Origin of the sequence: Amycolatopsis sp. (genome assembly GCF_025464955.1) — a bacterium.
Classification (GTDB): Bacteria; Actinomycetota; Actinomycetes; order Mycobacteriales; family Pseudonocardiaceae; genus Amycolatopsis.
In genome coordinates, this window is the sequence record NZ_JAODNM010000037.1 from 105,909 (window position 1) to 132,013 (window position 26,105).

20 protein-coding genes are annotated in these 26,105 nt (G+C 68.7%); 14 read left to right on the top strand and 6 right to left on the bottom strand.

Features of this window, described 5'->3' with window-relative positions:
* Positions 1-22: 22 nt before the first annotated feature.
* Positions 23-1,042, top strand: a complete 1,020-nt coding sequence (locus tag JWQ81_RS07760) for an MFS transporter (protein ID WP_297539062.1) — start codon at positions 23-25, stop codon at positions 1,040-1,042.
* Here JWQ81_RS07760 and JWQ81_RS07765 read toward each other — a convergent pair.
* On the bottom strand, positions 1,011-1,379 hold the full coding sequence (locus JWQ81_RS07765; protein ID WP_297539064.1) for an Rv2175c family DNA-binding protein: 369 nt from the start codon (positions 1,377-1,379) through the stop codon (positions 1,011-1,013). The genes JWQ81_RS07760 and JWQ81_RS07765 overlap by 32 nt on opposite strands.
* A 134-nt stretch (positions 1,380-1,513) precedes the next feature.
* Between JWQ81_RS07765 and JWQ81_RS07770 the strand changes: the two genes are divergently transcribed.
* Together JWQ81_RS07770 and JWQ81_RS07775 are read left to right on the top strand one after the other, a co-directional pair.
* Positions 1,514-3,589, top strand: a complete 2,076-nt coding sequence (locus JWQ81_RS07770) for a Stk1 family PASTA domain-containing Ser/Thr kinase (protein WP_297539066.1) — start codon at positions 1,514-1,516, stop codon at positions 3,587-3,589.
* 47 nt (positions 3,590-3,636) lie between these two features.
* Positions 3,637-4,362, top strand: a complete 726-nt coding sequence (locus JWQ81_RS07775) for a hypothetical protein (protein WP_366942269.1) — start codon at positions 3,637-3,639, stop codon at positions 4,360-4,362.
* A 506-nt stretch (positions 4,363-4,868) separates the two neighbouring features.
* Here JWQ81_RS07775 and JWQ81_RS07780 read toward each other — a convergent pair.
* On the bottom strand, positions 4,869-5,243 hold the full coding sequence (locus JWQ81_RS07780; RefSeq protein ID WP_297539068.1) for a helix-turn-helix domain-containing protein: 375 nt from the start codon (positions 5,241-5,243) through the stop codon (positions 4,869-4,871).
* A 48-nt stretch (positions 5,244-5,291) separates the two neighbouring features.
* On the opposite strand from JWQ81_RS07780, the gene JWQ81_RS07785 reads away from it, so the two are divergent.
* From JWQ81_RS07785 to JWQ81_RS07795, 3 genes are all read left to right on the top strand, one after another.
* Positions 5,292-6,134 carry an SDR family NAD(P)-dependent oxidoreductase gene (locus tag JWQ81_RS07785; protein WP_297539070.1) on the top strand — a complete coding sequence of 281 codons (843 nt, stop codon included), beginning with the start codon at positions 5,292-5,294 and terminating at the stop codon, positions 6,132-6,134.
* Between the two features lie 92 nt (positions 6,135-6,226).
* Entirely contained in the window at positions 6,227-7,822 is a 1,596-nt protein-coding gene (locus JWQ81_RS07790) for a glycosyl hydrolase family 18 protein (protein WP_297539072.1), read from the top strand.
* A gap of 163 nt (positions 7,823-7,985) precedes the next feature.
* Positions 7,986-9,302: a wax ester/triacylglycerol synthase family O-acyltransferase gene (locus JWQ81_RS07795; RefSeq protein WP_297539074.1), complete on the top strand. Its 1,317-nt coding sequence runs from the start codon at positions 7,986-7,988 to the stop codon at positions 9,300-9,302.
* Here JWQ81_RS07795 and JWQ81_RS07800 read toward each other — a convergent pair.
* Positions 9,299-10,690 carry a class II 3-deoxy-7-phosphoheptulonate synthase gene (locus JWQ81_RS07800; RefSeq protein ID WP_297539076.1) on the bottom strand — a complete coding sequence of 464 codons (1,392 nt, stop codon included), beginning with the start codon at positions 10,688-10,690 and terminating at the stop codon, positions 9,299-9,301. The genes JWQ81_RS07795 and JWQ81_RS07800 overlap by 4 nt on opposite strands.
* 148 nt (positions 10,691-10,838) lie before the next feature.
* Here JWQ81_RS07800 and JWQ81_RS07805 point away from each other — a divergent pair, with 148 nt between their 5' ends.
* Together JWQ81_RS07805 and JWQ81_RS07810 are read left to right on the top strand one after the other, a co-directional pair.
* Positions 10,839-11,312, top strand: a complete 474-nt coding sequence (locus JWQ81_RS07805) for a MarR family transcriptional regulator (protein WP_297539078.1) — start codon at positions 10,839-10,841, stop codon at positions 11,310-11,312.
* On the top strand, positions 11,309-12,574 hold the full coding sequence (locus JWQ81_RS07810; RefSeq protein WP_297539080.1) for an MFS transporter: 1,266 nt from the start codon (positions 11,309-11,311) through the stop codon (positions 12,572-12,574). The genes JWQ81_RS07805 and JWQ81_RS07810 overlap by 4 nt, the downstream gene beginning before the upstream one ends.
* Before the next feature lie 110 nt (positions 12,575-12,684).
* On the opposite strand, the gene JWQ81_RS07815 is transcribed toward JWQ81_RS07810, so the two are convergent.
* The 3 genes from JWQ81_RS07815 to gltB all read right to left on the bottom strand — a co-directional run bounded on the left by JWQ81_RS07815 (position 12,685) and on the right by gltB (position 19,778).
* Positions 12,685-13,416 carry a ScyD/ScyE family protein gene (locus JWQ81_RS07815; protein ID WP_297539082.1) on the bottom strand — a complete coding sequence of 244 codons (732 nt, stop codon included), beginning with the start codon at positions 13,414-13,416 and terminating at the stop codon, positions 12,685-12,687.
* A 292-nt stretch (positions 13,417-13,708) separates the two neighbouring features.
* Entirely contained in the window at positions 13,709-15,217 is a 1,509-nt protein-coding gene (locus JWQ81_RS07820; RefSeq protein WP_297539084.1) for a glutamate synthase subunit beta, read from the bottom strand.
* A complete protein-coding gene (gene gltB / locus JWQ81_RS07825; RefSeq protein ID WP_297539086.1) occupies positions 15,210-19,778 on the bottom strand; it encodes a glutamate synthase large subunit in 4,569 nt (1,522 codons plus the stop codon). Before gltB ends, JWQ81_RS07820 begins: the two co-directional genes overlap by 8 nt.
* Before the next feature lie 304 nt (positions 19,779-20,082).
* On the opposite strand from gltB, the gene JWQ81_RS07830 reads away from it, so the two are divergent.
* From JWQ81_RS07830 to JWQ81_RS07855, 6 genes are all read left to right on the top strand, one after another.
* Entirely contained in the window at positions 20,083-21,024 is a 942-nt protein-coding gene (locus JWQ81_RS07830) for an ABC transporter substrate-binding protein (protein WP_297539088.1), read from the top strand.
* Positions 21,025-21,027: 3 nt separating this feature from the next.
* On the top strand, positions 21,028-22,050 hold the full coding sequence (locus tag JWQ81_RS07835; RefSeq protein WP_297539090.1) for an iron ABC transporter permease: 1,023 nt from the start codon (positions 21,028-21,030) through the stop codon (positions 22,048-22,050).
* Entirely contained in the window at positions 22,047-22,835 is a 789-nt protein-coding gene (locus JWQ81_RS07840) for an ABC transporter ATP-binding protein (RefSeq protein ID WP_297539092.1), read from the top strand. Before JWQ81_RS07835 ends, JWQ81_RS07840 begins: the two co-directional genes overlap by 4 nt.
* A 127-nt stretch (positions 22,836-22,962) precedes the next feature.
* On the top strand, positions 22,963-23,328 hold the full coding sequence (locus JWQ81_RS07845) for a hypothetical protein (protein ID WP_297539094.1): 366 nt from the start codon (positions 22,963-22,965) through the stop codon (positions 23,326-23,328).
* Positions 23,329-24,032: 704 nt separating this feature from the next.
* Entirely contained in the window at positions 24,033-25,088 is a 1,056-nt protein-coding gene (locus JWQ81_RS07850) for a hypothetical protein (protein WP_297539096.1), read from the top strand.
* An 84-nt stretch (positions 25,089-25,172) separates the two neighbouring features.
* Positions 25,173-25,979, top strand: a complete 807-nt coding sequence (locus JWQ81_RS07855; RefSeq protein WP_297539099.1) for a hypothetical protein — start codon at positions 25,173-25,175, stop codon at positions 25,977-25,979.
* Positions 25,980-26,105: the final 126 nt, after the last annotated feature.

Below are 26,105 nucleotides of genomic sequence, written 5' to 3' on the forward strand. Positions count from 1 at the left end.
TCCACACTGTAACGTCTCATTTATGAGAAGGCGTTACCCGCTCTCCCGATATCTAGCCGGAGCCGCCGCCGCGAGAACGGGTGACGAGCTGTCCGGACCCGCACTCCTGCTGCTGGGCATAGCCATCACCGGTTCGGCGAGCACCGCGTCGTGGCTGCTGGCGGGGCTGACGGCGTCAGCAGCCCTCGGCGGACCCGCTCTCGGAGCGGTCCTCGACCACAGTCCCAGGCCAGGCCGCGTGCTCGCGTACGCCTTGGGCCTCTACGCCGTCGACGCAATGACCTTCAGCACCGCGAGCCTGCTGGGCCCAGGCGTAGCCGGGCTGCTGAGCACGGTGGCGGGCGCGCCGGCCGCGCTGGCCGTGGCGGTCTTCCTGGTCACTGCTGCCCTGCCCGCGGCTTGGTCCCTGCCCGTACGCGCGGTCTCGACGTCATCCTGGCGACTGTCCGCGGGTTTCGCCGGGATCTGGGCGAGCAGACCGCTGAGGCGGGCCACTGCGACGTCGATGGTGTCCTATGTCGGCGTCGGCATGTCGGTCGTGTGCTTCCCCCTGCTCGGTCTGCACGAACTCGGCGGAGCCGGCCGGGGCACGCTGCTGATGACCGCGGCGGCCGCGGCGGCGCTGGTCACCAACGCGGTTTTGGCACGGTACCGGCCGCCGATGACCCCGGACACGATCGTCTGGGCGAGTACTGGCGCGCTCGCCGCCGGCGCGCTCCTCGCGGCACTGGCCGGTGGCGTCGTCGGGCTGGTGCTCGCGGCCGCGGTGACCGGGTTCGGCGAAGGCCCTCAGCTCACCGCCCTGTTCGCGGTGCGGCATCGGGAGGCCACGGACCGGCTGCGGGCTCAGATTTTCACCACGGGTTCGAGTGTGAAGATCACCGCGTTCGCCGCGGGTTCGGCGATCGCCGGACCGCTCGCGACGGTCTCGCTGACAGCTTGCTTGCTCGCGGCGGCCGGGGCGCAGCTGCTCGCCGCGCTGACCTACACCGCTTTCGGCAGGCTCGGGGTCAGAAGGCCATCGCCTGCGCGCGCCGCTTGACCTCGGTGTGATGGCTCGTCCGCAGGGCGTTGACCGGGGTGGACCCGGGCAGCGACTCGTCGGGGGTGAAGAGCCACCGCAGCATCTCGGTGCGGCTGTACCCGGAGTCCGACAGCACCGTGATGGTGCCGGAGAGCCCCTTGACGATCCCGTCCTTCACCAGGAAGGGAGCGGGTACGAGCAGCTGCCCCTTGCGACGGACGGCGATCAGGTCGCCGTCGCGGAGCATCTGCCGAATTTTGCTGGACGACGTCCCGAGGGCGGCGGCCGTCTCGTCGAGCGAGAGCACGGCTACATCGGCATCGAGCACGTCATCGGCGACAGGAATCCCACTCACAGTCGACACTCTGCCACATCGTCGCCTACACCCAGCAACCTCGCTCCCATGGCGTAACGAAACCTGTACGTCCCAGGCCGCCAAACCCGGACTCCCCGTCCGCCCCGCCTCGCCCGCCCGTACGATCGGCAGTTGTGACACGCACGGACACCAGTTTGGTCGGCGCGCTTCTCGAGCGCCGCTACCGGGTTGACCAGCTGCTCGCACGCGGCGGGATGTCTTCGGTGTACCGAGGGCTGGACACGCGGCTGGACAGGCAGGTCGCGATCAAGATCATGGACCCGCGGTTCGCCGACGACCGTTCCTTCGTCGAGCGCTTCCAACGCGAGGCCCGCTCCGCCGCCGGACTGCACCACCCGCATGTGGTCGCCGTGCACGACCAGGGCGTCGACACCCAGGGCGACAACGCGCGCGCCTTCCTGGTGATGGAGCTCGTCGACGGCGGCACGCTGCGCGACCTGATGGACGAGCAGGGGCCGCTGGACATCCCGCTGGTGCTGAGCGTGGCCGAGCCGGTGCTGTCGGCGCTGGCCGCCGCGCACGGTGCCGGGCTGGTGCACCGCGACGTCAAACCCGAGAACGTCCTGATCGGCCGCGGCGGCACGGTCGGCGCCGGCGGCGTGGTGAAGGTCGCCGACTTCGGGCTCGTACGGGCCGTCGCCAGCGCCGGGACAACCAGCTCCAGCGTCATCCTGGGCACCGTCGCCTATCTCTCGCCCGAGCAGGTCACCCTCGGCGCGACGACGTCACGCGGTGACGTCTACTCCGCCGGCATCCTGCTGTACGAAATGCTCACCGCCCAGGCACCGTACGTCGGCGACACCGCGATCTCGGTGGCATACCGGCACGTGAACGACGACGTCCCGCCGCCGAACCTGCTCCGGCCGGACCTCCCCCAGCCGCTGAACGACCTGATCGTGCGGGCGACCCGCCGCGATCCCGAAGCCCGGCCCGCCGACGCGGGTGTTTTCCTGACCGAGCTGAACCGCGTGCGCATGGAGCTGAACATCCCGCTCGTCGCCGTGCCGGTCCCGCCGCCACCGGACGGCGACGGCGTCTCCGACGTCGAACGCACCATGCCGGGCATCACCACGATCAACATCGCGTCGCCGCCACCAGTCGCGCCGGCTGTGCCGCCTGCCGGCCCCCGCGGCACCATGGCGCTCCAGCGTCCGACGCCGATGGTCGCTCCGCCGACCGGTCAGTTCCCCTCCGGGCCGCCGACCGGGCCGAACACGACGCACCGCGCGGCCCCGCGGCCGCCTGAACGCCCCGCCCGTCGGAGCAAACGCCCGCTGGTGATGGCCATCGTCGCCGTGGTCGTGCTCGGTGCCCTGATCGGCACCGGCGCCTGGCTCCTATCCACCCCCAACCGCCCGACTAGCGTAGCGGTTCCCTCGCTGGTGGGGCAGACGCAGGACGCGGCGGGCACGTCGCTGCGCAACCTGAAGCTCACTCCGAAATACACGGGGCAGGAGCGGAGCAACACCGCGCCCGTCGGCAGTGTCCTGCGGACCGACCCCGCCGCCGGCAGCCAGGTGGAGCTGGGCGCGGTGGTCACCGTGGTGCTCTCCTCCGGTAAGCCGAGGGTGCCCGACATCACTCCAGGCATGACCCCGGACCAGGCCCAGCAGGCGATCAAAGCCGAGCAGCTGACCCCCGTGGTGACCCCGAACTCGGACTACAGCCCGACCGTGCCGGAGGGCATGGTGCTCAGCATCAATCCCGCCGCGGGCACGCTGCTCGACATCGGCGGCCAGGTCACGGTGCTGCTGTCCAAGGGCGCGATCCCGCTGCCGCCCGTGCCCGACGTGACAGGCAAGAGCAAGGACGACGCATTCGCCATGCTCACCCAGGCCGGCTTCGCGCCGTACCAGGCCGGCGAGGAGTTCTCCCAGGACGTCGCCGCCGGCAGCGTCACCCGCACCACCCCCGCCGCGAACGCGACCGCGGCCGGCGGGAGCAACAAGGTCGGCGTGTACCTGTCGAACGCGGTCCAGGTGCCCAGCCTGTTCGGGATGTCGATCGACGACGCCAAGAACGCGCTCTCCGCGGTCGGCCTCCAAGCCGACTTCAAGGGCAACAACGGTGGGGGTGGCGGTGGTGGCGGGCACCACGGCGGCTTCAGCGTCGTGTACAAGCAGTCGCCGGATCCGGGGACAAAGGTCCCCAAGGGCAGCAAGGTTCAGCTGGACGTGTTCGGAGGTTGACCGAAACGGGTCAAGGTTCGGTAACGTAAGGCGCATGGTGGCGCTCAATGACGCCGGCGGTCCGTCGGTCCTTCCCTGCTGAGGCGGGGATGAACTTCTTCGAGGAACGGTCGGCACGTCCGCGTCCGGTGTTCCCGATCCCGGACAAGGAGCTCTACGGCTACAGCGGGCGGCCGTGGGTCGATGCGCCCGACGAGTACATCGTGCCCGCCGTCCTGCCGTGGTCAGTGCCGCTGGGCCGGTCCGAGCGGACGATCGTCGCGCTGCGGCGGATCGACGTGTGGCCGGAGGCCATGACCCTGCGCGTCTCGGTGTACGCGCTGGACAACCTCATCGAGGACGCCCGCAACGGGCTCGTCGGCCACACCCGCGTCCCCGATCGCCGAGGCCTGCTGATCGGTGTCCTGTTCGCCGACGGGAGCCGAGCGGGCTCGGACACGATTTCGATGCCGTCGCCGACGCAGCCCGACCACCCCGTGTTGCGCGCCGACGGCGGCGGCGGCAGCCAGTTCCATTTCCAGCACACGGTGTTCGTCTGGCCGCTGCCGCCGGAAGGCCCGATGAGCCTGGTCGTACGGTGGCTGGACCGGGAGATCGACGAGACGTACACCGAACTGGACGGCGGCGCCATCCGCGCGGCCGCCGTGGAAGCGCGGGAGGTCTGGCCGGGCCTCCCCAAGCGAGCCCCCGAAAGCCTCAGCGTGCGTCGAGTCCTCCGCCCCGCGAAAGACGCCACCGAAGACTGGACCCCCTTCGGCAGCCCCGACTCCTGACCCCGCCGCGAGTCCCACGTTCGCGGCGTCGAGTCCCACACTCGGCACGCGCGAGTCCCACGTTCGGCACGCTCCAGGCCGTGTGCGAGAACGTCGTGTGAGGTTCCGGTCTACCGCAGCAGAGACTGGGGCGGCTGGGGCACATGGCCTGGATCAGAGAGCCGCGTCCGTGGGGCTGGTGGTGTCGGTGTGACTGCTGGGGTCGGGCGGCCCAGTTGCCTTGTGTACGAAAGGTCTCCCGATACAAATGATTTGCACTAAACGTCCCCCGAGTCGCTCGCGCGCGAGCCTCAACGCCACAGCAGCACCCACTGCCCCACCAACCCCACGACCGAACCGACCCCGCACCACCTGCCTGGTGGAAGCGGCCCTCGGATCCGTTCGAGAACCCCGGCCGTCCCAGTCCTTGCTGCAGTAAACCGGCGCCGCCTGACTACCGAACGGCACGTACTTTCCCGTCAGCGAAAGACAAACACCGACCCGCGACATCAGTCTCCCAAACTGACCTAACCCGCAGTGCCCTCCGAAAGGACAAGGGCCAGGAGGCCGGGGAACCGGGCGTCGAATTCGGCGCGGCGGAGGCGGTTGAAGCGGCGCGAGCCCTTGTCGACCTGTTCCAGGAGACCGGCGGCGCGCAGGACGGTGAAGTGGTGGCTGGCGGTGGCTTTCGACACTGGGAGGTCGAAGGTGCCGCAGGCGCGGGTGAAGTCGGGTTCGGCGGAGAGTTCGCGCAGGATCGAGCGGCGTACGGGGTCGCCGACGGCGTCGAGGGCGTCCTGCAGCGCGACCTCCGCCGGGTCGGCATGGACCAGGTTCCTGGCCCGGCGCGTAGCTGGCTCGGTGATGGCGAACCCCCTCGGGTTGACGTGTTTGACCGTCATCGTACACTCGATTGTGTTCGATTTGCATCTAACACATGAGGAGACGGTATGAGCGAGATTGCTGTGGTCACCGGAGCGACCCGGGGCGCGGGCAAGGGCATCGCCCTCGCGCTCGGCGCGTCCGGCGCGACCGTCTACGTGACCGGGCGCAGCAGGCAGTCGACCGACTCGCCCTACGGCGGCACCATCGCCGAGACGGCGGCCCTCATCGACGAAGCCGGCGGCAAGGGCATCCCGGTGTCCGTCGACCATTCCGACGACGAAGCCGTCGCGGAGCTGTTCGCCCAGGTCAAGCGCGAACACGGACGGCTCGACATCCTCGTCAACAACGCGGCCAAGCTGGTCAACTCGACGCAGTCCGGCGGGTTTTGGGAGAAGCCGCTCGAAACGGCCGACCTGATCAACGTCGGCCTCCGGTCGCACTACGTCGCGAGCTTCCACGCCGCACCCCTGCTGATCGCGAACGGCCGCGGGCTGATCGTCAACACCGGGCACTATGGCTCGGTGGCCCACTACCAAGGCCCCGCCTACGGCGCGCAAAAGGCCGGCTCCGACAAAATGGCCGCCGACATGGCCAAGGAACTCCGGCCGCACAACGTGGCCGCCGTTTCGATCTGGATGGGCGGCCTCGACACCGAGCGCGCCCGCGCGCACCTCGCCTTGCTCCCGCCGGAAAAGCGGCCGACGGCACGACGTGAGTCGCCGCAGTTCACCGGACGCGTGATCTCGGCCCTCTACGCGGCTGACGACCTCATGGACTACTCGGGCCGGGCCCTGATCGGCGCCGAACTGGGCGCCTACCTCGGCGTAACCGACATCGACGGGACCGCGCCACTCTCGCTTCGGTACACACTGGGCGGCCCACCGGAACTCCACGCCAGCCTGCGGTAGCGGTATCGAAATGGTCCAGACCTTGACAGGCCGCGTTGTGGTCTAGTCCAATTCAGGTTCGTACCACGGGAACTCCCTGGAGGTCGGCCCTGATGCGCAGACGGACTTCGATACTCGCCGGGCTGGTGGCCGCCGCGCTCCCCGTCCTCGGTTTGGTGCTGGTGCCGGGTAACGCCTCGGCCGCGGCCAACCTGGCCGCCAACCCCGGCTTCGAGGCCGGGACCACGGGATGGTCGTGCGCCGCCGGAACCACGGTGACCACGCCGGTGCACTCCGGCACACACGCCCTGTCCGCCACGCCCAGCGCGTCGGCCACCGGTCAGTGCTCGCAGAGCGTGAGCGTTCAGCCGAATTCCTCGTACACGCTTTCCGCCTGGGTGCAGGGAAGTTACGTCTACCTGGGCGCCAGCGGAACGTCCGCGGGCGATGTCAGCACGTGGACACCGGCGGCCACCTCGTGGACCCAACTGACGACCACGTTCACCACGGGCGCCTCCGCGTCCAGCGTCAGCGTCTACCTCCACGGCTGGTACGGGCAGCCCGGCTACTTCGCCGACGACGTCACGCTGACCGGCCCCGGCGGCGCCCCGCCCCCGACCAGTTCGCCCACCACGCCGCCCCCGACGACGCCCACCACCCCCACGACGCCGACCCCGCCGTCGAACGGCTCCCTGCCGACGCACGCGCTGGTCGGCTACCTGCACTCGAGCTTCGCGAACGGATCCGGCTACATCCGCATGCAGGACGTACCGGACGCCTGGGACGTTATCGACCTCGCGTTCGCGGAGCCGACATCGCCGACTTCGGGCCAGGTCAACTTCCAGCTCTGCCCGGTGAGCGAATGCCCGACCGTCGAAAGCCAGGCCGATTTCATCGCAGCCGTCAAGGCGAAACAGGCACAGGGCAAAAAGGTGCTCATTTCGATCGGCGGCCAAAACGGCCAGGTGCAACTGACCACGACAGCGGCGCGTGATGCCTTCGTCAGTTCGGTCAGCGCGATCATCGACCGGTACGGACTCGACGGACTGGACGTCGACTTCGAAGGGAATTCACTGTCCCTCAACACCGGAGACCGTGACTTCCGCGCACCGACGACACCGTCGATCGTCAACCTCATCTCCGCACTGAAAACCCTCAAGGCGAAATACGGTGCGAACTTCGTGCTGACGATGGCGCCGGAAACGTTCTTCGTCCAATTGGGCTACCAGTTCTACGGCAGTGGGGCCAACGGCACGGCCGACCCGCGCGCCGGCGCGTTCCTGCCCGTCATCTACGCGCTGCGCAACGACCTGACACTGCTGCACGTCCAGGACTACAACTCCGGCCCGATCATGGGCTTGGACAACCAATATCACACCATGGGAGTCGCCGACTTCCACACCGCGATGACGGACATGCTGCTCAGCGGCTTCCCGGTCGAAGGCAACACGGCGAACATGTTCCCCGCGCTCCGGCCGGACCAGGTGGCGATCGGGCTGCCGGCAAGCAGCACCGCGGGCAATGGGTACACCGCGGTCGCCGACGTCGAACAGTCGTTGAACTGCTTGATGAAGGGCCAGAACTGCGGCAGCTACAAACCGCACGGAACGTACCCGGCCCTGCGCGGTCTCATGACGTGGTCGATCAACTGGGACAAGTTCAACAACAACGAATTCTCCCAGAACTACCGGGCTTTCCTTCCGAGATAAGCTAAAACGCGGACGGCCACCGGGTTACGCCCTAACGGGTGAACCCGGTGGTCCTTAGCGTCAACGAAACATTGAGACCACTCGCTTGTCACTTCCGGCTGGTGTAGTAATCGTGTTGCACGTTGAGGTGCGCGCCCGAAACCCAGTCACGGAAAGGTCGACGATGGCCGGCAGCCAGCTCAGCGGACTCGATGTCGCCTTCCTTTGCATGGAAGGCGAAAACACCCCGATGCACATGGGCGCGGTGGTCATATTCCGCCCCGAAGGCCGGGTTGATCCCCGGCAGCTCGCGAAGCTCCTCGCCGAGCGCGCCGCACGGATCCCCAAACTTCGCCTCCGCGCGCGGACATCGTTCTTCCCACCGGGCGCGGCGACCTGGGCGGAAGATCCGGACTTCGACGCGTCGCGTCACATCCACCTCCACCACGCGAGCGGCCTCTACGAGCCGGATCCACTCGCCGCCTACGCGTCGCGGTGGATCGCCGAGCCGCTCAACCGGAACCGGCCGCTGTGGGACCTGCACCTGGTCACCGGCTTACCCGGCAACGAATTCGCGGTACTGCTGAAGCTGCATCACGCCCTCTCCGACGGCGCCGGCGCGTTCGCGATCGCGTCCGGGCTGCTCGACAGGCGGCCGATCCCGGTACGAGCCGCCAAGGTCGTCCCCGAGGTGCCGGTGCGTTCACCCTTCGAGACGGTGAAGGACACGCTGAGCGCGACGTGGGCACAGGCCGGTGAGGCCGCCGGGATCACGTCGTCCATCCTGCGGGCCAGCCGTCCGTACCCGATTTCGCCGCTGTCCGCGCCCGCGTCGATGGAGCGGTCGCTGGGCTTCGTCCGGCTGGACCAGGGCGATCTCCGCCGGATCCGCAAAACCCACGGCGGCACCACGAACGACGTCGTGCTCGCCGTACTCACCGGGGCGCTGCGCGACTGGCTGATCAACCGCGGCCTGCACGCGGACGGCCGCAGCCTGCGCGCGTTGATCCCGGTCAGCGTCCGCGCGCGCCGGGGCGAGGACGGCGGCAACAAGCTGTCCGGCTACCTGTGCGACCTGCCCATCGGCATCGACGACCCGGTCCGGCGCCTGCGGCTCATCCGGCGCACGATGGCGCACAACAAGGCCGCCGGACCCGCTCGCGGGCCCGGCGCGTTCCCCCTGCTCGCGGACAAGGTCCCGCCTGCCGTGCACCGGTTGGCCGGCCGGGTGACCGGCCAGGCGGCGCCGCTGCTGTTCGACACGGTCGTCACCAACGTGCCGGTGCCCGGGGTCGGGCTGACGCTGGACGGCGCCGCGCTGCGCGAGGTGTACCCGTTCGTACCGCTCGCACCGCGCCAGGCGCTGGGCATCGCCGTGGTGACCTACCGCGACTCCGTCCACATAGGACTGCAAGCGAACGGGGCCGCGGTGCCGGACATCGGCTCGCTCCGGGACGCCGTGCTGAAGTCCACCGCGTCCCTCTGCGACCTCTCGGACTAGCTGCGGAGCATCTCGGCGACCAGGAAGGCCAGTTCGAGGGACTGCTGGGTGTTCAGCCGCGGGTCGCACGCTGTTTCGTAGCGGCCCGCGAGGTCCAGGTCGGAGATCTCCTGGGCGCCGCCGACGCACTCGGTGACGTCCTCGCCGGTCAGCTCGACGTGCACCCCGCCGGGGTACGAGCCCAGCTTGCGGTGCACCTCGAAGAACCCCTGCACCTCGTCGACGATCCGGTCGAACGAGCGGGTCTTGTAGCCGGTGGACGACTCGTGGGTGTTGCCGTGCATCGGGTCGCACTGCCAGACGACCTTGTGCCCGGAGGCTTCGACCTTCTCGACGATGGCGGGCAGCACGTCGCGGACGTTGCCGTTGCCCATCCGCGAGATCAGCGTCAGCCGGCCCGGCTCGTTGCGCGGGTCGAGGCGCTCGACGTACTCGAGAGCCTGCTCCGGCGTGGTCGTCGGGCCGATCTTCAACCCGATCGGGTTCGCCAGCAGCTCGGCGAACGCGATGTGCGCGCCGTCCAGCTGGCGGGTGCGCTCGCCTACCCAGAGGAAGTGCGAAGACAGGTTGTACAGCTTCGGGTTCGCCGAGTCGGCGTTGTCCAGCCGCAGCATGGCGCGCTCGTAGTCCAGCAGCAACGCCTCGTGGCTGGCGAAGATCTCGGTCGACTGGAGCGAGGCGTCGGTGACCCCGCAGGCGGACATGAACCGCAGGCCGCGGTCGATTTCCGCGGCCAGCGCCTCGTAGCGCTCGCTCGCCGGCGAAGTGAGGACGAAGTCCTTGTTCCAGTCATGTACCTGGTGCAGGTCGGCCATGCCGGCGCCGGTCAGCGCGCGCACCAGGTTCATCGCCGCGCCCGCGTTGGCATACGCGCGGATCATGCGGCCCGGGTCGGGCACGCGCAGCTCGGGCTTCGCGATGAGCGAGTTGATGATGTCGCCGCGGTAAACCGGCAGGCCCAGCGCGTCGAGGCTGCCCGAACGCGGCTTCGCGTACTGCCCGGCGATCCGCGCGACCTTCACCACCGGCAAGCTCGCGCCGTAGGTGAGCACGACGGCCATCTGCAGCAGCGTGCGCAGGTTGGCCCTGATGTGCGGCTCGGTGTTCGACTCGAACGTCTCGGCACAGTCACCGCCCTGCAGCAGGAACGCCTCACCGCGGGCGACCATGGCGAGCTTGTCGCGCAGGCGGTCGATCTCCGCTGGCACGGTGATCGGCGGCACGCTCTCGAGCACACTGCGTACCCGCTTGGCCAGGGCCGGGTCCGGCCACTCGGGCTGCTGCGCGGCCGGACGCGAGAGCGCGTCATCCAGCCGGGCGCGAAGCTCGAGCGGAAGCGGCGGCAGTTCGGGGAGCGTGTCGACGGGAACGTCCACTGTCCAGTTCACGGCTCCAGGATAGGGCGCGCCTGGTCACCCGCGTGCGTCGGGACGCAAAGCGGACCTGGACGTTCACGTTGACCAACCCCGGCCCGACAGTGGCAATGATTTACCGAAAAGTATATGCTTATCGGCAGGCAAGTAGTTAGGAGACGTGATGGACCACCCCTTCGCCGATGAGGACATCGTTCGCCTGCGCAGCGCGCTCGCGCGGATCGCCAGGTCGATCGACCGGCAGGTATCGGCCGACGGGCTCTCCCGAACGAGGCTTTCAGTGCTCGGCACGGTCGCCAGGAAGGGCCCGATCGGCATGGGCGAGCTGGCCGACGTCGAAGGGCTCAACCCGACGATGCTGTCGCGGATCGTCGGCAAAATGACGGCCGAGGGCCTGCTGACGCGCGTCCAGGACGAACGTGACGGCCGGGCGGTGCTCGTCGAGGTCACTCCCGAGGGCGCCGCGCTGCAGGAACGCCTCCGCGCCGAGCGCACGCAGCTGTTCGCCGAGCGGCTTGTCGAACTGCCCGACGGCCTCGCGGACCAGCTGCTCACCGGCCTCCCCGCTCTCGAAGCGCTCGCCGACGTCATGCGCCGGAAGCCCTCGCTCGGCCTCACGGAACGGACCCGCTCTTGACGGCAATCGGAACGCTCGGCAGGCAGACGTTCGCGTCGCTGTCCAACCGCAACTACCGCCGCTACTTCACCGGGCAGGCGATCTCACTTGTCGGCACCTGGATGCAGACTGTCGCGCAGTCCTGGCTGGTGCTGCAGCTCACCGGGTCCGGCGCGGCGCTCGGCGCGGTGGTCGCGACGCAGACGCTGCCGGTGCTGCTGCTCGGCCCGTACGGCGGAGTCGTGGCCGACCGCGTCGACAAGCGCCGCCTGATGATCATGCTCCAGTCGATGATGGGCGTACTGGCGCTGGTGTTGGGCGTTCTCGCGCTGACCCACACCGTGAAGCTGTGGCACGTTTTCGTGCTGGCGTTCCTGCTCGGGCTGAACAACTGCTTCGAGAACCCAGCCCGTCAGGCGTTCGTACTGGAGATGGTCGGCCCGACCGACCTCCGCAACGCGATCAGTCTCAACTCCGTGCTCGTCAACGCTGCGCGCGCGGTCGGGCCCGCGGTCGCCGGGATCATCATCGCGGTCAGCGGCGTGGGCGTGTGCTTCCTGCTGAACGCCGTCAGCTTCATCGCCGTCGTGACGTCGTTGCTCACCCTCGACGTCACGAAGTTGAGCCCGCCACCGAAGACCGCCCGCGCGCCAGGGCAGATCCGCGAAGGCGTTGCGTACGTACGCCGGACGCCCACGCTGCTGGTGCCGCTGCTGATGATGGCGCTCGTCGGCTGCCTGGCGTATGAGTTCCAAGTCGTGTTGCCGATCGTCGCGCGGGACGCGTTCGGCGGGAAGCCGGAGGTCTACGGGTTCATGACGGCCGCGATGGGCGCCGGCGCCGTCGTCGGCGGGCTGTACATCGCGGCCAAGGGGAAGACGGGCATGCGGGCACTGGTGAATTCCGCGATGATGTTCACCGTCGCACTCGGATTCGCGGCGGTGGCACCGGTTCTGTGGGTGGAGCTGATCGCCCTGTTCGCCGTGGGCGCGGTCAGCGTCGGGTTCCTGTCCAAGGGCAACAGCACGTTGCAGCTGGAGGCCTCGCCGACCATGCGCGGCCGGGTGATGGCGCTGTGGGCTGTCGCCTTCCTCGGCTCCACCCCGATCGGCGGCCCGATCGCCGGGTGGGTCGCGGAGCAGTTCGGCGGCCGCGCGGCACTCGTACTCGCCGCGGTGGCGTGTGCCGTCGCCGCCATCCTGGGCGGACTGGTGATCCGACGCCTCGCCGCGCGCGAAACGGCCACCGAAGCCGACCCCATCCTGACTGCTGAACCATCCTGACCCAGCGTGGCTCGTGAGTGTTCCGGCACGCCCGGGTGCGGGTGTCCCGCAGGACACAGTAGGCGGCCGGAACACTCACGAGTCCTTTCTTCACTGGCGCAGATGCAGCTTCAGGATTTCGCCGGTACCGAGCGAAGTCCCGTGGTTGGACAGGTAGACGCGTCACCGGACACGGCGATCCCGGTGGCCGATTCCAGGCCGTCGGACGCCAGGACAGTGCGGGAACCGCTGCGCTCGATGCGGGTCAGCACACCGGGTGACGGCGGGCCGATGATGCTTTCGCGAGCAAAGAACAACGTCAGAAGCCGGCCGTGGCTGTCGAAGGCGAGGTCGGTCAAGGCGGTGAACCCGGACGCGTAGACCTTGGGCGCCTTGCCCGGAACGACCCGGTAGACCCGGGCGGACCCCGGGATGATGCTCAACTCGGAGACGTACAGCGCGCCGTCCGGGCCGACCACGACCGACGTCGGCACGCTCTGCACCGGCACCTTCCTGCCCGCCGGCAGACGGAACTGCGGCGGTGCCAGCACCATCTTCGCGGGGAATACGGCCAGCACACTGATGTGTCCCCACCTGTCGACGTACAGCAGGTCATCCGCGGCCGCGTCGGTTACCGAGAACCCGCCTCGGTAGGCCGTGATGTCACCGAACGGGTTCGCGCCGGTCACCGGATCGATGTTCAAGTCCTGCAGGAGCACCGCGAGGTTGCCGTCGACAAACGCGACACTCGCCGGGCCACCGGCACTGGAGCCGTCGGGTCCGGCAACGGACGGTAGTCCGGTGAGGCACGCCGCACCTTGCCATGGTCCACAGTGGCCACTGAGCCGCTCGTGCCGAAGCACGCCGGTCCCTCCGGTCCGGTGAGGCACGGTCCGGCGCCGCCCTTGCCTGCTTCGGCGACATACAGATTTCCGTTGTTCACCACCAGATGCCGCGGGTTGTTCAACCCGGTGGCAACGGTGGGCAGTCCTTTCTGGCTCGCTTCGACGCCGGCAGATCCCCATCCACCACGGTCTAACGGTCGCGACAGTCCGGACAAGCGTTACTACGGGTGAAAAAGCAGGCAAAGGCCTACGCTCTGTCGACAGCTCATGCCGCCGTGTCGACACTCGCCGGCGCTGGCCTTGAGGGGTTTTAGACGACGGCCAGCGGGAGCAGGGTCGGGTGCACGGGGGCAGGGAGGTCCGAAGCGCCGGTGAGGTGAGCGTCGACGGCGTGAGCCACGGAACGGCCCTCCGCGATCGCCCAGACGACGAGCGACGCGCCGCGGTGGGCATCACCGCAGACGAACACGCCCGGCGACGACGTCTGCCAGTCCGCGCCGCAGGACAGCGTGCCGCGCTTGGTGAGCGACAGCCCGAGACCGCCCAGCAACGGCATGTGTTCGACGCCTTCGAAACCGATCGCGAACAGCACGAGGTCCGCGGGCAGTTCCTCGACCTCGTCGCTGACGGGCACGACCTCACGCACGCCGGTCACCGGGTCCTTCGACACGCGGACGCGCTGGAGTTCGATCGCGCGCACGTGACCGTTCTCGTCGCCGACGAACCGCTTCACCGCGACCGCGAACCGGCGCTCGCCGGCCTCTTCGTGCGCCGGGTAGGTGCGCAGGATGTACGGCCACGTCGGCCACGGCGAGCGGTCATCGTCCCGTTCGGACGGTGGTGACGGGTACTGGTCGAGCTGGGTCACCGAAAGCGCGCCCTGGCGGGTCGCGGTGCCGTAGGAGTCGGCGCCGGTGTCCCCGCCGCCGATGATGACCACGTGCTTGCCCTTGGCGTCCACAGCGGACGGTCCGTCACCCTCGACGAACCTGTTAGCAGGCACCAGGTGTTCCATCGCGAGATGGATCCCGGTCAGCTCGCGGCCCGGGGTTGTCGTGTCGTCGCGCCCGCGGAGCGCCCCGACCGCCAGCACCACGGCGTCGTACTGGGCACTCAGGTCTTCGACGGTGAGATCGACGCCGACCTCACACCCGGTGACGAACTTGGTGCCTTCCTTCTGCAGCTGGGCGAGCCTGCGGTCGAGCACCTTCTTTTCCATCTTGAACTCGGGGATGCCATACCGCAGAAGCCCGCCCAGCCGGTCGTCGCGCTCGAAGACCGTCACCTCGTGGCCCGCGCGCGTCAGCTGCTGAGCGGCAGCGAGACCCGCCGGCCCAGAGCCGACCACGGCGACTCGCTGCCCCGAGGACACTGCCGAGATCTGCGGCTGGACGTATCCGGCTTCCCACGACTGGTCGGCGATCGTCTGCTCGACGCGCTTGATCGCCACCGCACCGCCGGACAGCGGCGAAACCGACAGCACACAGCCGGCCTCGCAGGGCGCCGGACACAGTTTCCCGGTGAACTCGGGGAAGTTGTTGGTCGAGTGCAGCCGATCACTCGCGGCTTCCCAGTCACCGCGGCGGACCAGATCATTCCACTCCGGAATCAGGTTGCCCAGCGGACAGCCGGACGTGCCTGAATGGCAGAACGGAATGCCGCAGTCCATGCACCGCGACGCCTGCTTGCGCACCGACTCGTTGCGCACCGCGGGCGGGACCTCGGCGTAGACCTCGCCCCAGCTCTCGAGCCGCTCCGCCTTCGGCTTCTTGGACGGCTCTTCTCGGTTGTACTTCAGAAAACCGGTTGGGTCAGCCACGAGCCGCCTCCTCCATGATCGCCTCGTCGACATCGCGACCCGCCGCGCGCGCCGCCTTCGCCGCGTCCAGCACCCGCTGGTAGTCACGCGGCATGACCTTCGTGAACGACGCCGCACGGCGTGTCCAGTCCCCGAGCAGCGACGCGGCCACCGCCGACCTCGTCAGGTCGTGGTGCTTCTGCACGGTCTCCTTCAGCCACGCCATGTCGTCCGGGCCGGGTGTCTGCAGGTCGACCATTTCCCGGTTGACCTTCTTGCGGTCCAGGTCGAGCACGTAGGCAACGCCTCCGGACATACCAGCGGCCAGGTTGCGTCCGGTCGAGCCGAGCACCACCGCCCGGCCGCCGGTCATGTACTCGAAAGCGTGGTCGCCGACGCCTTCGGCGACGACCACGGCACCGGAGTTCCGCACGCAGAATCGTTCACCGACCTGACCGCGCAGGAACATTTCCCCACCTGTGGCGCCATAAGCGAGCGTGTTGCCCGCGATCACCTGGCGCTCCGCGGCGAACTTCGCAGCCGGATGCGGCCGGACGATGATCCGCCCGCCGGACAGTCCTTTACCGACATAGTCGTTGGCGTCGCCGACCATGTCGAGGGTGATGCCGCGCGGCAGGAACGCGCCGAGCGACTGGCCGGCGGACCCGGTCAGCAGCACGTGGATCGTGTCCTCGGGCAGGCCTTCTCCCCCATAGCGCCGGGTGATCTCGGACCCGAGCAGCGTGCCGACCGTGCGGTTGACGTTGCGGACCGGCAACTCGATCCGCACCGGGTGAGCGTCCTCAAGGGACGCCTCCGCCAACTGGATGAGCGTGCGGTCCAGCGCGTATTCGAGGCCGTGGTCCTGACCGCGCGTACGCCGCTTGGCACCGCCGTACGGCGTGTCCGCGGGGATGTCGAAGATCGGGGACAGGTCGAGCCCACTGGACTTCCAGTGCGCCACGGCCTCGTCGGTCTTGAGTACCTCGGCATGCCCGATCGCTTCGTCCAGCGTCCGGAATCCCAGCGAGGCAAGGATTTCACGCACTTCCTGGGCGACGAAGTGGAAGAAGTTCACCACATGTTCGACCTGCCCGGTGTAGCGCTTGCGCAGCTCCGGGCTCTGGGTCGCGACGCCGACCGGACAGGTGTCGAGGTGGCAGACCCGCATCATCACGCAGCCGGCGACGATCAGCGGCGCGGTGGCGAAGCCGTACTCCTCCGCGCCGAGCAGTGCCGCGATGACGACGTCGCGCCCGGTCTTCATCGCGCCGTCGACCTGCACGGTGATGCGGTCGCGCAAACCGTTGAGCAGCAACGTCTGCTGAGTCTCGGCGAGACCGATCTCCCAAGGCGTGCCGGCGTGCTTGAGCGAGTTCATCGGCGAAGCGCCGGTGCCGCCGTCGTGTCCGGAGATCAGCACGACGTCCGCATGGGCCTTCGACACTCCGGCCGCGACGGTGCCGACTCCGAGCGAGCTGACCAGCTTCACGTGGATGCGGGCCTGCTCGTTGGCATTCTTGAGGTCGTGGATCAGCTGCGCAAGGTCCTCAATGGAATAGATGTCGTGGTGCGGCGGCGGGGAGATCAGGCCGACCCCGGGCGTCGAGTGCCGGGTCCGCGCGATCCACGGGTACACCTTGTTCGGCGGCAACTGCCCGCCCTCGCCGGGTTTCGCGCCCTGCGCCATCTTGATCTGGATGTCGTCGGCGTTGACCAGGTACTCGCTCGTGACACCAAACCGTCCACTTGCGACCTGCTTGATCGCGCTGCGACGCTCGGGGTCGTAGAGCCGCTCGGGGTCTTCGCCGCCCTCGCCGGTGTTCGACCGGCCGCCGATCCGGTTCATCGCGATGGCCAGCGTCTGGTGCGCCTCCATCGAGATCGAGCCGTACGACATCGCGCCGGTGTTGAACCGCTTGCAGATCGCCTCGATCGACTCGACCTCGTCGATCGAAATCGGCTCGCGCTCGGCGAAAGCGAACAGACCGCGCAGCACACCGCCTTCGCGGTAGAGCCGGTGAACCTCGTCGGTGTACGCGCGGTATGCCTCTTCCCGACGCGTCTTTGTCGCGTGCTGCAACAGGAAAACGGTCTCCGGGGTGAACAGGTGGAGCTCGCCCTCGCGCCGGTACGCGTACTCGCCACCGGTGTCGAGGCGACGGTGCACCTTGTCCGTGGGGTTGTCCGGGTACGCCCGCCGGTGCCGGATGGCCGTCTCTTCGGCCAGCACTTCGAGTCCGACACCGCCGAGCTTCGAACTGGTGCCGGTGAAGTACTCGTCGAGGAGTTCCTGCGCCAGCCCGAGCGATTCGAAGACCTGCGCCGCGGTGTACGCGCCGACGGTCGAGATGCCCATTTTGGACATGATCTTCAGCACGCCCTTGACCAGCGCGCCGACGTAGTTGCGGATCGCCTTGGTCGGTTCGAGCCCGGTGATCGCGCCGGTGTTGATCAGGTCCTCGATGGTCTCGAACGCGAGGTACGGGTTGACCGCGGCGGCGCCGTAACCGAGCAGCAGCGCGATGTGGTGGACCTCGCGGGCGTCACCGCTCTCGACGACGAGCGCGACACGCAGCCTTTCCTTGGTGCGCACCAGATGGTGGTGCACCGAAGACACCAGCAGCAGCGACGGGATCGGCGCCATCCGGTGGTCGGAGTCACGGTCGGACAGCACCAGCGTGCGCGCACCGGCGGCGATCGCCTCGGAGGCGTCACGCCGGACGCGCTCGATCGCGGACGCCAGCGCCTCGGCGCCGCCACTCACCTCGTACAGTCCGGAAAGGACACTGCAGGCGAACCCGGGGAGGTCGCCGTCGTCGTTGATGTGGATGAGCTTGGCCAGCTCGTCGTTGTCGATCACCGGGTACGGCAGCTGGATGTGCCGGCACGAAGCCGGGCCAGGGTCGAGGACGTTGCGCTCGGGACCCATGATGCGGCTCATCGACGTGACGAGCTCTTCGCGGATCGCGTCGAGCGGCGGGTTGGTGACCTGCGCGAAGCCCTGCTTGAAGTAGTCGTACAGCAGCCGCGATCGCTGCGACAGCACGGCGACCGGGGTGTCCGAACCCATCGAACCGAGTGGCTCGCCGCCCTTTTCCGCCATCGGCGTGAGCAGGATCTTGAGCTCCTCTTCGGTGTAGCCGAAGGAAAGCTGGCGGCGCAGCACCGAATCATGGGTCTGCACGATGTGGTCGCGGTCGGGCAGGTCGGCGATCTGCAGCAGCCCCGCGTGCAGCCAGCCCTCGTACGGCAGGCTTTTCCCCAGCGCGGACTTGACCTCTTCGTCATCGACGATCCGGCCGGCCGCGGTGTCGATCAGGAACATGCGTCCCGGCTTCAGCCTGCCCTTGGCGACGACGTTTTCCGGAGCGACGTCGAGAACTCCGGCCTCGCTGGCCAGCACCACGCGGCCGTCGTCGGTCTGCCACCAGCGCGCCGGGCGCAGGCCGTTGCGGTCGAGCACCGCGCCGACGAGCGTGCCGTCGGTGAACGTGACACACGCCGGGCCGTCCCACGGCTCCATCAGACTGGCGTGGTACTGGTAGAACGCCTTGCGCGCGGGGTCCATCGTGGTGTGGTTTTCCCACGCCTCGGGGATCATCATCAGCACCGCGTGCGGCAGACTTCGCCCGCCCAGGTGCAGCAGTTCGAGGACCTCGTCGAAGGACGCGGAGTCGGACGCCTCGGCCGAACAGATCGGGTAGAGCCGGGTCAGGTCGCCCGGGATCAGCTGGGACGCCAACAGCGCTTCGCGGGCGCGCATGCGGTTGCGGTTGCCGCGGATCGTGTTGATCTCACCGTTGTGCGCGACGAACCGGAACGGGTGCGCCAGCGGCCACGACGGGAAGGTGTTGGTGGAGAAGCGGGAGTGCACCAGCGCGATGGCGCTGGCGAGGCGCGTGTCGGTCAGGTCGGCGAAGAACAGCGGCAGCTGCTCCGGCGTGACCATTCCCTTGTAGACGATCGTGCGCGAGGACAGCGAAGGGAAGTACGTCCCGTGGCCGGCGACCACGCTGTCGTTTTCGGCACGTTTGCGCAGGCAGAACGCGAGTCTGTCCAGCTCGAGCCCGCTCGGCCGCACCCCGTCGGCGTCCGGCTTGCCCGCGACGACCAGCATCGAGAAATGCGGCATCACCGAGCGGGCGGACGGACCGAGGTCGGCACGGTCGGCGTCGACCGGGACTTCGCGCCAGCCGAGGACGTCGAGGTCTTCTTCCTCGGCGATCTCGGCGATCAGGTCGACGGCCTTGCGACGCTGGTCGGCGTCGACGGGCAGGAAGGCGATCCCCGCCGCGTAGCGGTGGTGCCCGTCCGCGCCGGGCTCGGGTAGCGCGAAGGTGAGCTCGTCGCGCAGCAACTCGTCGGGCAGCTGGAGCAGGATGCCCGCGCCGTCACCGCTGGTCGGCTCGGCGCCCGCGGCCCCGCGGTGGTCCAGGTTCGTCAGCGCCGACAGCCCGTCGGTGACGATGCCGTGCGACCGGCGCCCGCGGATGTCGGCCACCATGGCGACACCGCAGGAATCCTGCTCTGAGCTGGGATCGTAAAGGCCCTGCTTGCCTGGGAGGGCGGAGAAGATCATGAGGGGACCTCCTTCGTCGTGTTCGTGCGTATTCGGGACATCCCCCGGTGGAGCTGCGCACGGGACGACGATGGCCCGCTCGTTCTCGCGACCTTAACACCCAGGAAACATGACGGCACCTCTCCAGGCATGCCGGAGATCATGGCTGAGGTAACGATCTGGGTGCGCAGAACGACGGCGTTCTTAATGTGCCTGATGGGCTCGCGATTAGTTCGCCGAGCTAACCATAGGCCGCGAACTGTCCGGATACCCTACCCCGAACGAGGTCCCGATCACTACCGAAGACGCTGGTAGCGTCCCCGGAATGTTCCGATCGACAGCCGCTCTAGCCGGTGTCCTCGCCCTGACCAGCGTGCTAGCGCTGGGCGGCTGCGCTTCCCACGACGAACCGGCCCCGGCGAACACGCAGGCCGACGCGGGCTTCCCCGTCCAGGTCACGCCGCCCGGCGGCGCCCCGCTCACCCTCGACAAGCGCCCGGTCTGGATCGTCTCGCTGTCGCCGTCGGCCACCGAGACGCTGTTCGCCGTCGGTGCCGGGCCACAGGTGGTGGCGGTCGACTCGGCGTCGGACTACCCCGCGCAGGCCCCGCACTCGACGTTGTCCGGGCTCAACCCCGATCCGGAAGCGATCGCGGCCAAGAACCCGGACCTGGTGATCGTGTCCGCCGACACGACGAAGCTGTCCGCCGCGCTCGCGAAGACGGGCACCAAGACGCTCGTCCTGCCCGACGCGAAGACGCTGGACGGCGCGTACGCCCAGTTCGCGCTGATCGGCAAGGCCACCGGCCACCAGGCCGAAGGCGAGGACCTCGCCAAGCGGACCAAGGCGGACATCGACAAGCTCGTCGCGGACACCCCGAAACCGGCCAAGCCGCTGACCTACTACCACGAGCTCGACCCGACGTTCTACAGCGCGACGTCGGCGACCTTCCTCGGCCAGCTCTACAGCCAGTTCGGCCTGCACAACATCGCCGACGGCAGCGACCCGAACGCGTCGGGCGGCTACCCGCAGCTGTCCGCCGAGACCGTCCTCAAGGCGAACCCGGACCTGATCTTCCTGGCCGACAGCAAATGCTGCGGCCAGAACGCCAAAACCGTGACCGCGCGCCCCGGCTGGAGCACGATGACCGCGGTCCAGAAAAGCCACATCTTCGCGCTCGACGACGACGTCGCGTCGCGGTGGAGCCCCCGGATCGCGGACCTGGCACGTTCGATCGCCGACGCGGTCGTCCAGGCGAGCAAGTAACCGGTGGTCACGCGGCTGCGGGTACGGACCCTCCTGGTCGCGGTGCTCGTCCTGCTGGTGGTGGCCCTGCTTTCGGTGCTCGCCGGCACGGGCGACCTCGGCTGGCAGCGGGTCCTCGACGAGATCGGCGCCCAGCTGACCGGCGGCCGATCCCCGCTGTCCGCCCGAGAATCGGCGATCGTCTGGCAGCTCCGCGTCCCGCGGGTGGTGCTGGCCGGACTGGTCGGCGCGGCGCTGGCCAGCTCCGGCGCGGCGTTCCAAGGCGTGTTCCGCAACCCGCTCGCCGACCCGTACCTCCTGGGCGCGGCGGCCGGCGCGGGCATGGCGGCGACCATGGTCGTCGTCCTCGCGCCGTCGGTCACCGGCTGGGTGATCGGGCCGCTGCCGCTGGCCGCGTTCGCGGGCGCGCTCGGCGGGGTCGGCCTGAGCTGGCTGCTCGGCAGGTCGTCGGGCGGCACCGGGACGGCGACGCTGCTGCTGGCCGGCGTCGCGGTCGCGTCGTTCCTGACCGCGATCCAGACGTTCGTGCAGCAACTCAACACCGACACGATCAAGCAGGTTTACAGCTGGATGCTCGGCGGTCTCAACACCAGCGGCTGGCAAGAGGTGTGGATCGCGCTCCCGTACGTCACGGTGTCGGCGGTCGTGCTGTGCCTGTGCGCGCGGCTGTTGGACGTGCTGACGCTCGGCGACGCCGAAGCCGCGTCGCTCGGCATCCACCCAGCGCGCGTCCGATTGCTCCTACTGGCCGCGGCTTCGCTGGCAACGGCCGCGGCGGTCAGCGTCAGCGGGCTGATCGGGTTCGTCGGGATCGTGGTGCCTCACCTCGTCCGCATCCTCTTCGGCGCGAGCTACCGGGTTGTGATCCCCCTGTCGCTGATCGTCGGAGGCGCATTCCTCATCGTCGCCGACTACATCGCGCGCACGGCGCTGCCGGGCGAGCTGCCGCTCGGCGTCGTCACGGCCTTCACCGGGGCGCCGTTCTTCGTGCTGGTGCTGCGATCCGCGCGGGGGAAGGCCTCATGACCGAGCCCATGGCGCTCGCGCTGCGCGACGTCACCGCCGGCTACGGCGGCGACCCGGCGGTCCAGGGGGTGTCGGTGGAGGTGCCGGCCGGCGGCTGGCTGGCGATCGTCGGCCCCAACGGCGCCGGGAAGTCGACACTGCTGAAGACGGTCGCCGGTCTCGTCCCGGCCGGCGGCACGATCCTCGTCCATGGACAGTCGGCGGGGTCGTTGTCCCGCAAGGAAAGGGCGCGGGCAGTCGGCTACTCCCCGCAGAATCCCGCGCTGCCCGACGGGTTGACAGTGACCGACTACGTCCTGCTCGGCCGGACCCCGCACCTCGGTACGCTCGCCCGCGAAAGCGCCCGCGATCTGTCTATTGTGGACGACGCGCTGGCCAGGCTCGACCTCGGCGCGCTGGCCGGCCGAGCACTGCGGACGCTGTCCGGCGGCGAGCGGCAACGTGCTGTGCTGGCACGGGTTCTGACCCAGCGCACCAGCGTGCTGCTGCTCGACGAGCCGACCACCGGTCTCGACATCGGCCACGCGCAGGCGCTGCTCGAACTCGTCGACAAGCTTCGGCGCGAAGACGGGACGACCGTGGTTTCCACGCTGCACGATCTGACGTTCGCCGCGCAGTATGCCGAGCGGCTCATCCTGCTCGACGGCGGCCGCATGGCGGCTTCGGGCACGCCGGCCGAAGTCCTCACGGCCGCCGCCGTCGAGCGCCACTACGGCGCCGACGTCGAAGTCCTCACCTCGTCCGCGGGACATCTCGCCGTGACGCCGGTCCGGCCAGCCGGATGAAAATTCGGTCAAAACGGACTTATTGCTGACCCAGGTGGGTTTCTTACCGAATACCGCGCACAGGGAACGACCCGGTGCAATATCGTCACTTCCCGAAACTTGTAGACATCAGCTTCCAGGGGGGCACATGCCGGATTTCGAAGTCAATCCTGACGCCGTGCACCAGTACGCACAGGTGCTGGACGGATTCAACTCGGCAATCGGTGCCATCAACGGGTACGTCCACGACTACGGCTGCGACAAGTCGGGCTTCACCGGCCTGTTCATCATCCTGCAGCCGGTGGTGGACCTGGTCGGTTCGCTGTATGGCGACACGTTGAAGTTCGGTTCGCAGCGGCTCGCGTCGCTCGTGGACGGCGTCAACAAGGCCGCCGACGCCTTCCAGCAGGCCGACGAGAACGCCGCGAAGTCGCTCGAAGACATCCTGAACCAGCTCGACGACTCGTCATCGTCGACCGCCGGTGCCGGGGCGAGCGGCGAACCCCAGTACTGACCCGGGTCCAGCAGCGTCGACCAGTCTTCCCACTCTGAACGGACCATTCCATGGCTACGCATCGCAACCGCAACACCGGGCACAACCCGCCACCGCAGCACAACCCGCCACCGCCGCAGCACCACAACCCGCCACCGCCTCCGCAGCACCCGCAACAGCAACACCCCCAGCAACAGCCGCAGCAACAGCCGCAGCAACAACAACAGCACCCACAACAGCAATATCCGCAGCCGCAGCCGCAGTACCCGCAGCAACACCCGCAGCCGCAGTATCCGCAACAGCAATACCCACAGCAGCAATACCCCCCACGTCCAGGACCGCCGTACCCACAGCAACCCCCACACCCGGGACCGCCGTACCCATCGCATCCAGGACAGCCACACCCGCCAGTTGCCCCGGGAACGGACGGCGCCGGGACCCCACCTCGTCCCCACGACGGACGAGACGGGCCCGACAACAGGGATGGGCGCGACGGCCGGGATGGCCAAGACGGCGGAGGCGGCGGCGATCGCAGCGGCGGAGGCGAGGGCGGCGACACCAGCGGAGGCGGCGGCGGAGACGGCGGGAAGGGCGGCGGGGACGGCGGAGGAGGCGACGCACCCTTCACGCCGACGGTACCGAGCGGCCAGCTGTCGGACGGTTCCGAGATCACGCAGCTGCTCCAGCCGCCGCCACCAGGCGACGGCTCGGACGTCCAGTCCCTGGTGCAGAGCGCCGGGCTCGAGGTCATGGCCGTCGACTGGGTGTTCCAGCACATCGCGGGACGCAGCCTCGTCGACGCGGTGATCAAGCCGATCACCGGCGACTTCACCAAGATGCGCCAGAACGGCCAGGCCTGGACCACGGTCAGCGACGCGATGAAGCAGTTCGGGGCGACGATGTCCGGGAACGCGGGCATCGTGACGTCCACCGACTGGAAGGGCCCGTCCGCCTGGGCACACAAGGCCTATGTGGACATCGGCTGGAAGGCCGGCCTGACCGTCGAAAGCGGGGTCGCCAAGCTCATCGCCAAGGGTTTCTTCACGGTGGCCGACGGCTCGGAGAAGCTCGCCACCGAAGCGCTCAAGCTGTTGAAGAAGCTCATCGACAAGCTGATCGTCATCGCGGCGAAGGCGTGCGTCCCGGTCGTGGGCTGGGCCGCCGAGGCGACGACGATCATCGACGCGATCGACATCGCCAACGAGATCTTCACCATCATCGAGACGATCAAGGACATCGTCTCCAAGGTGGGTGAGCTGTGGAAGTCGGTGCAGGACATCGGCTCGCAGCTGGCGAAGATCAAGGACATCAAAAGCCTCGGCGACGTCAAGGACATCGTCTCGGGCGTCAAGGGCGATGTCGGCGACATCAAGGAGAACACCAAGGGCATCGTGGCCGACGCCGGCGACATCAAGGACTCCGCGAAGAACATCAAGGAGTCGGCGGCCGACGCCGGGAGCACACACAGCGCGTCCACCCAGCACGGTGGCCAGGATCCGCAGCACCAGGGGGATCCTCAACACCAGGGACAGCAGCCCGGGAACCAAAACGTGCGGTACCAGCCACCGAACGTCCCGTCGCAGCCGCACGCACCCCAGCAGCAAGGGCAGCCGTATCCGCCGCAGGGGCAGCCCTACCCGTCGCAGCCGCAGCGGCAGCCTTATCCGCCCCAGCAGCCGCATTACCAGCCGCCTCCTCCGAACCAGCCGCACCAGCCGCACCAGCCGCCCCCGCCGTACCGTCCGCCCGCACCGTCCGGCCATCCCCCGCGGCACCGGTGATCACCGTCTGACTGGTCGACCGGCCTCCCCCCGCTCTGCGGCGGGAGAGGCCGCCACACGCACGAACCACCGAAGGAAGTTCCCATGACCGAGCAGCCAGCCAACCCGGCCGGCGTCGCCGTAGACGACGATTCGTGGAAAACCCCTGAGCTGCGCAAGGCCGAAGCCGAGCTCGACCTCACCATGGCGAAGTCGAGGAAGCTCATCGCGCAGGTCGAGGAAAAGCTCGCCCAGATGCCGGATATCGACACTACCGCCAAGCCTGAGGACATCGCGGCGATCAAGGCGGCCGCGGAGAAGCCGAACGCACCGGCGGAGATGCGCGAGCTGAAGAAGAAGGTCGACGCGGGGGAACTGACCTGGAAGGACGTCCTGGAAGGCAAGGCGCTCAAGGACCCGGCCGTGCGGGCCGCGATGGCCGGCAGGCTCGGGGAGATGCGGGAGATCTACCAGGAGGTCGAAGAGGGCGCGACGCTCGAAGACATCCTGGAAGCGCGCGGGGTGTCGTCGACGGACAATGTCATGAGCAGCGGCTCGGACGCGCCGACCCAGCAGCAGAGCGCTGCCCCGGCGAAGCCCACCGAGGAAGACTACTTCGAGCAGAACCGGATGCTCTCGGAAAAGCCGCCGGCTCCCGCCGACCCGCCTGCGCCGCCCCCACCTCCCGCTCCGCCGGCCCCGCACACTCAGGAGCCGCGTCGAACTCCGCCCCCGCAACGTCCGCCGGCGCCATCCCCCGACGAGTACTTCGACGATCCGCTGGCCGAGCACGAGACGACGAAACCGCCCGCGCCTCCGCGCGACAGCGGCCCCAAGAAGGCCCCCCGCCGCCGCAGTGACGACAGCGACGACGACGGCGATGACTACTTCGGCGGCCCCCTCCTCCGCTAAAACAGCAACTCGCCGTCGAGTTGCGATCGTTGGCCATACCAACGACCGCAACTCGACGGCGGCTTGGGGTCCAGCGCAGGGCGGGTTTGTGGGTTTGTGGCCGTTAGGGGTTGGGGTGTTGGGGGG

Bases quoted from the DNA above. Each gene is read 5' to 3' on its own strand.
- JWQ81_RS07840 (WP_297539092.1), top strand. From the start codon at position 22,047: ATGACCGAGCCCATGGCGCTCGCGCTGCGCGACGTCACCGCCGGCTAC.
- JWQ81_RS07855 (WP_297539099.1), top strand. From the start codon at position 25,173: ATGACCGAGCAGCCAGCCAACCCGGCCGGCGTCGCCGTAGACGACGAT.
- JWQ81_RS07805 (WP_297539078.1), top strand. From the start codon at position 10,839: ATGGACCACCCCTTCGCCGATGAGGACATCGTTCGCCTGCGCAGCGCG.
- JWQ81_RS07845 (WP_297539094.1), top strand. From the start codon at position 22,963: ATGCCGGATTTCGAAGTCAATCCTGACGCCGTGCACCAGTACGCACAG.
- JWQ81_RS07775 (WP_366942269.1), top strand. From the start codon at position 3,637: ATGACGCCGGCGGTCCGTCGGTCCTTCCCTGCTGAGGCGGGGATGAAC.
- gltB (WP_297539086.1), bottom strand. From the start codon at position 19,778: ATGATCTTCTCCGCCCTCCCAGGCAAGCAGGGCCTTTACGATCCCAGC.
- JWQ81_RS07830 (WP_297539088.1), top strand. From the start codon at position 20,083: ATGTTCCGATCGACAGCCGCTCTAGCCGGTGTCCTCGCCCTGACCAGC.
- JWQ81_RS07790 (WP_297539072.1), top strand. From the start codon at position 6,227: ATGCGCAGACGGACTTCGATACTCGCCGGGCTGGTGGCCGCCGCGCTC.
- JWQ81_RS07760 (WP_297539062.1), top strand. From the start codon at position 23: ATGAGAAGGCGTTACCCGCTCTCCCGATATCTAGCCGGAGCCGCCGCC.
- JWQ81_RS07785 (WP_297539070.1), top strand. From the start codon at position 5,292: ATGAGCGAGATTGCTGTGGTCACCGGAGCGACCCGGGGCGCGGGCAAG.
- JWQ81_RS07780 (WP_297539068.1), bottom strand. From the start codon at position 5,243: ATGACGGTCAAACACGTCAACCCGAGGGGGTTCGCCATCACCGAGCCA.
- JWQ81_RS07795 (WP_297539074.1), top strand. From the start codon at position 7,986: ATGGCCGGCAGCCAGCTCAGCGGACTCGATGTCGCCTTCCTTTGCATG.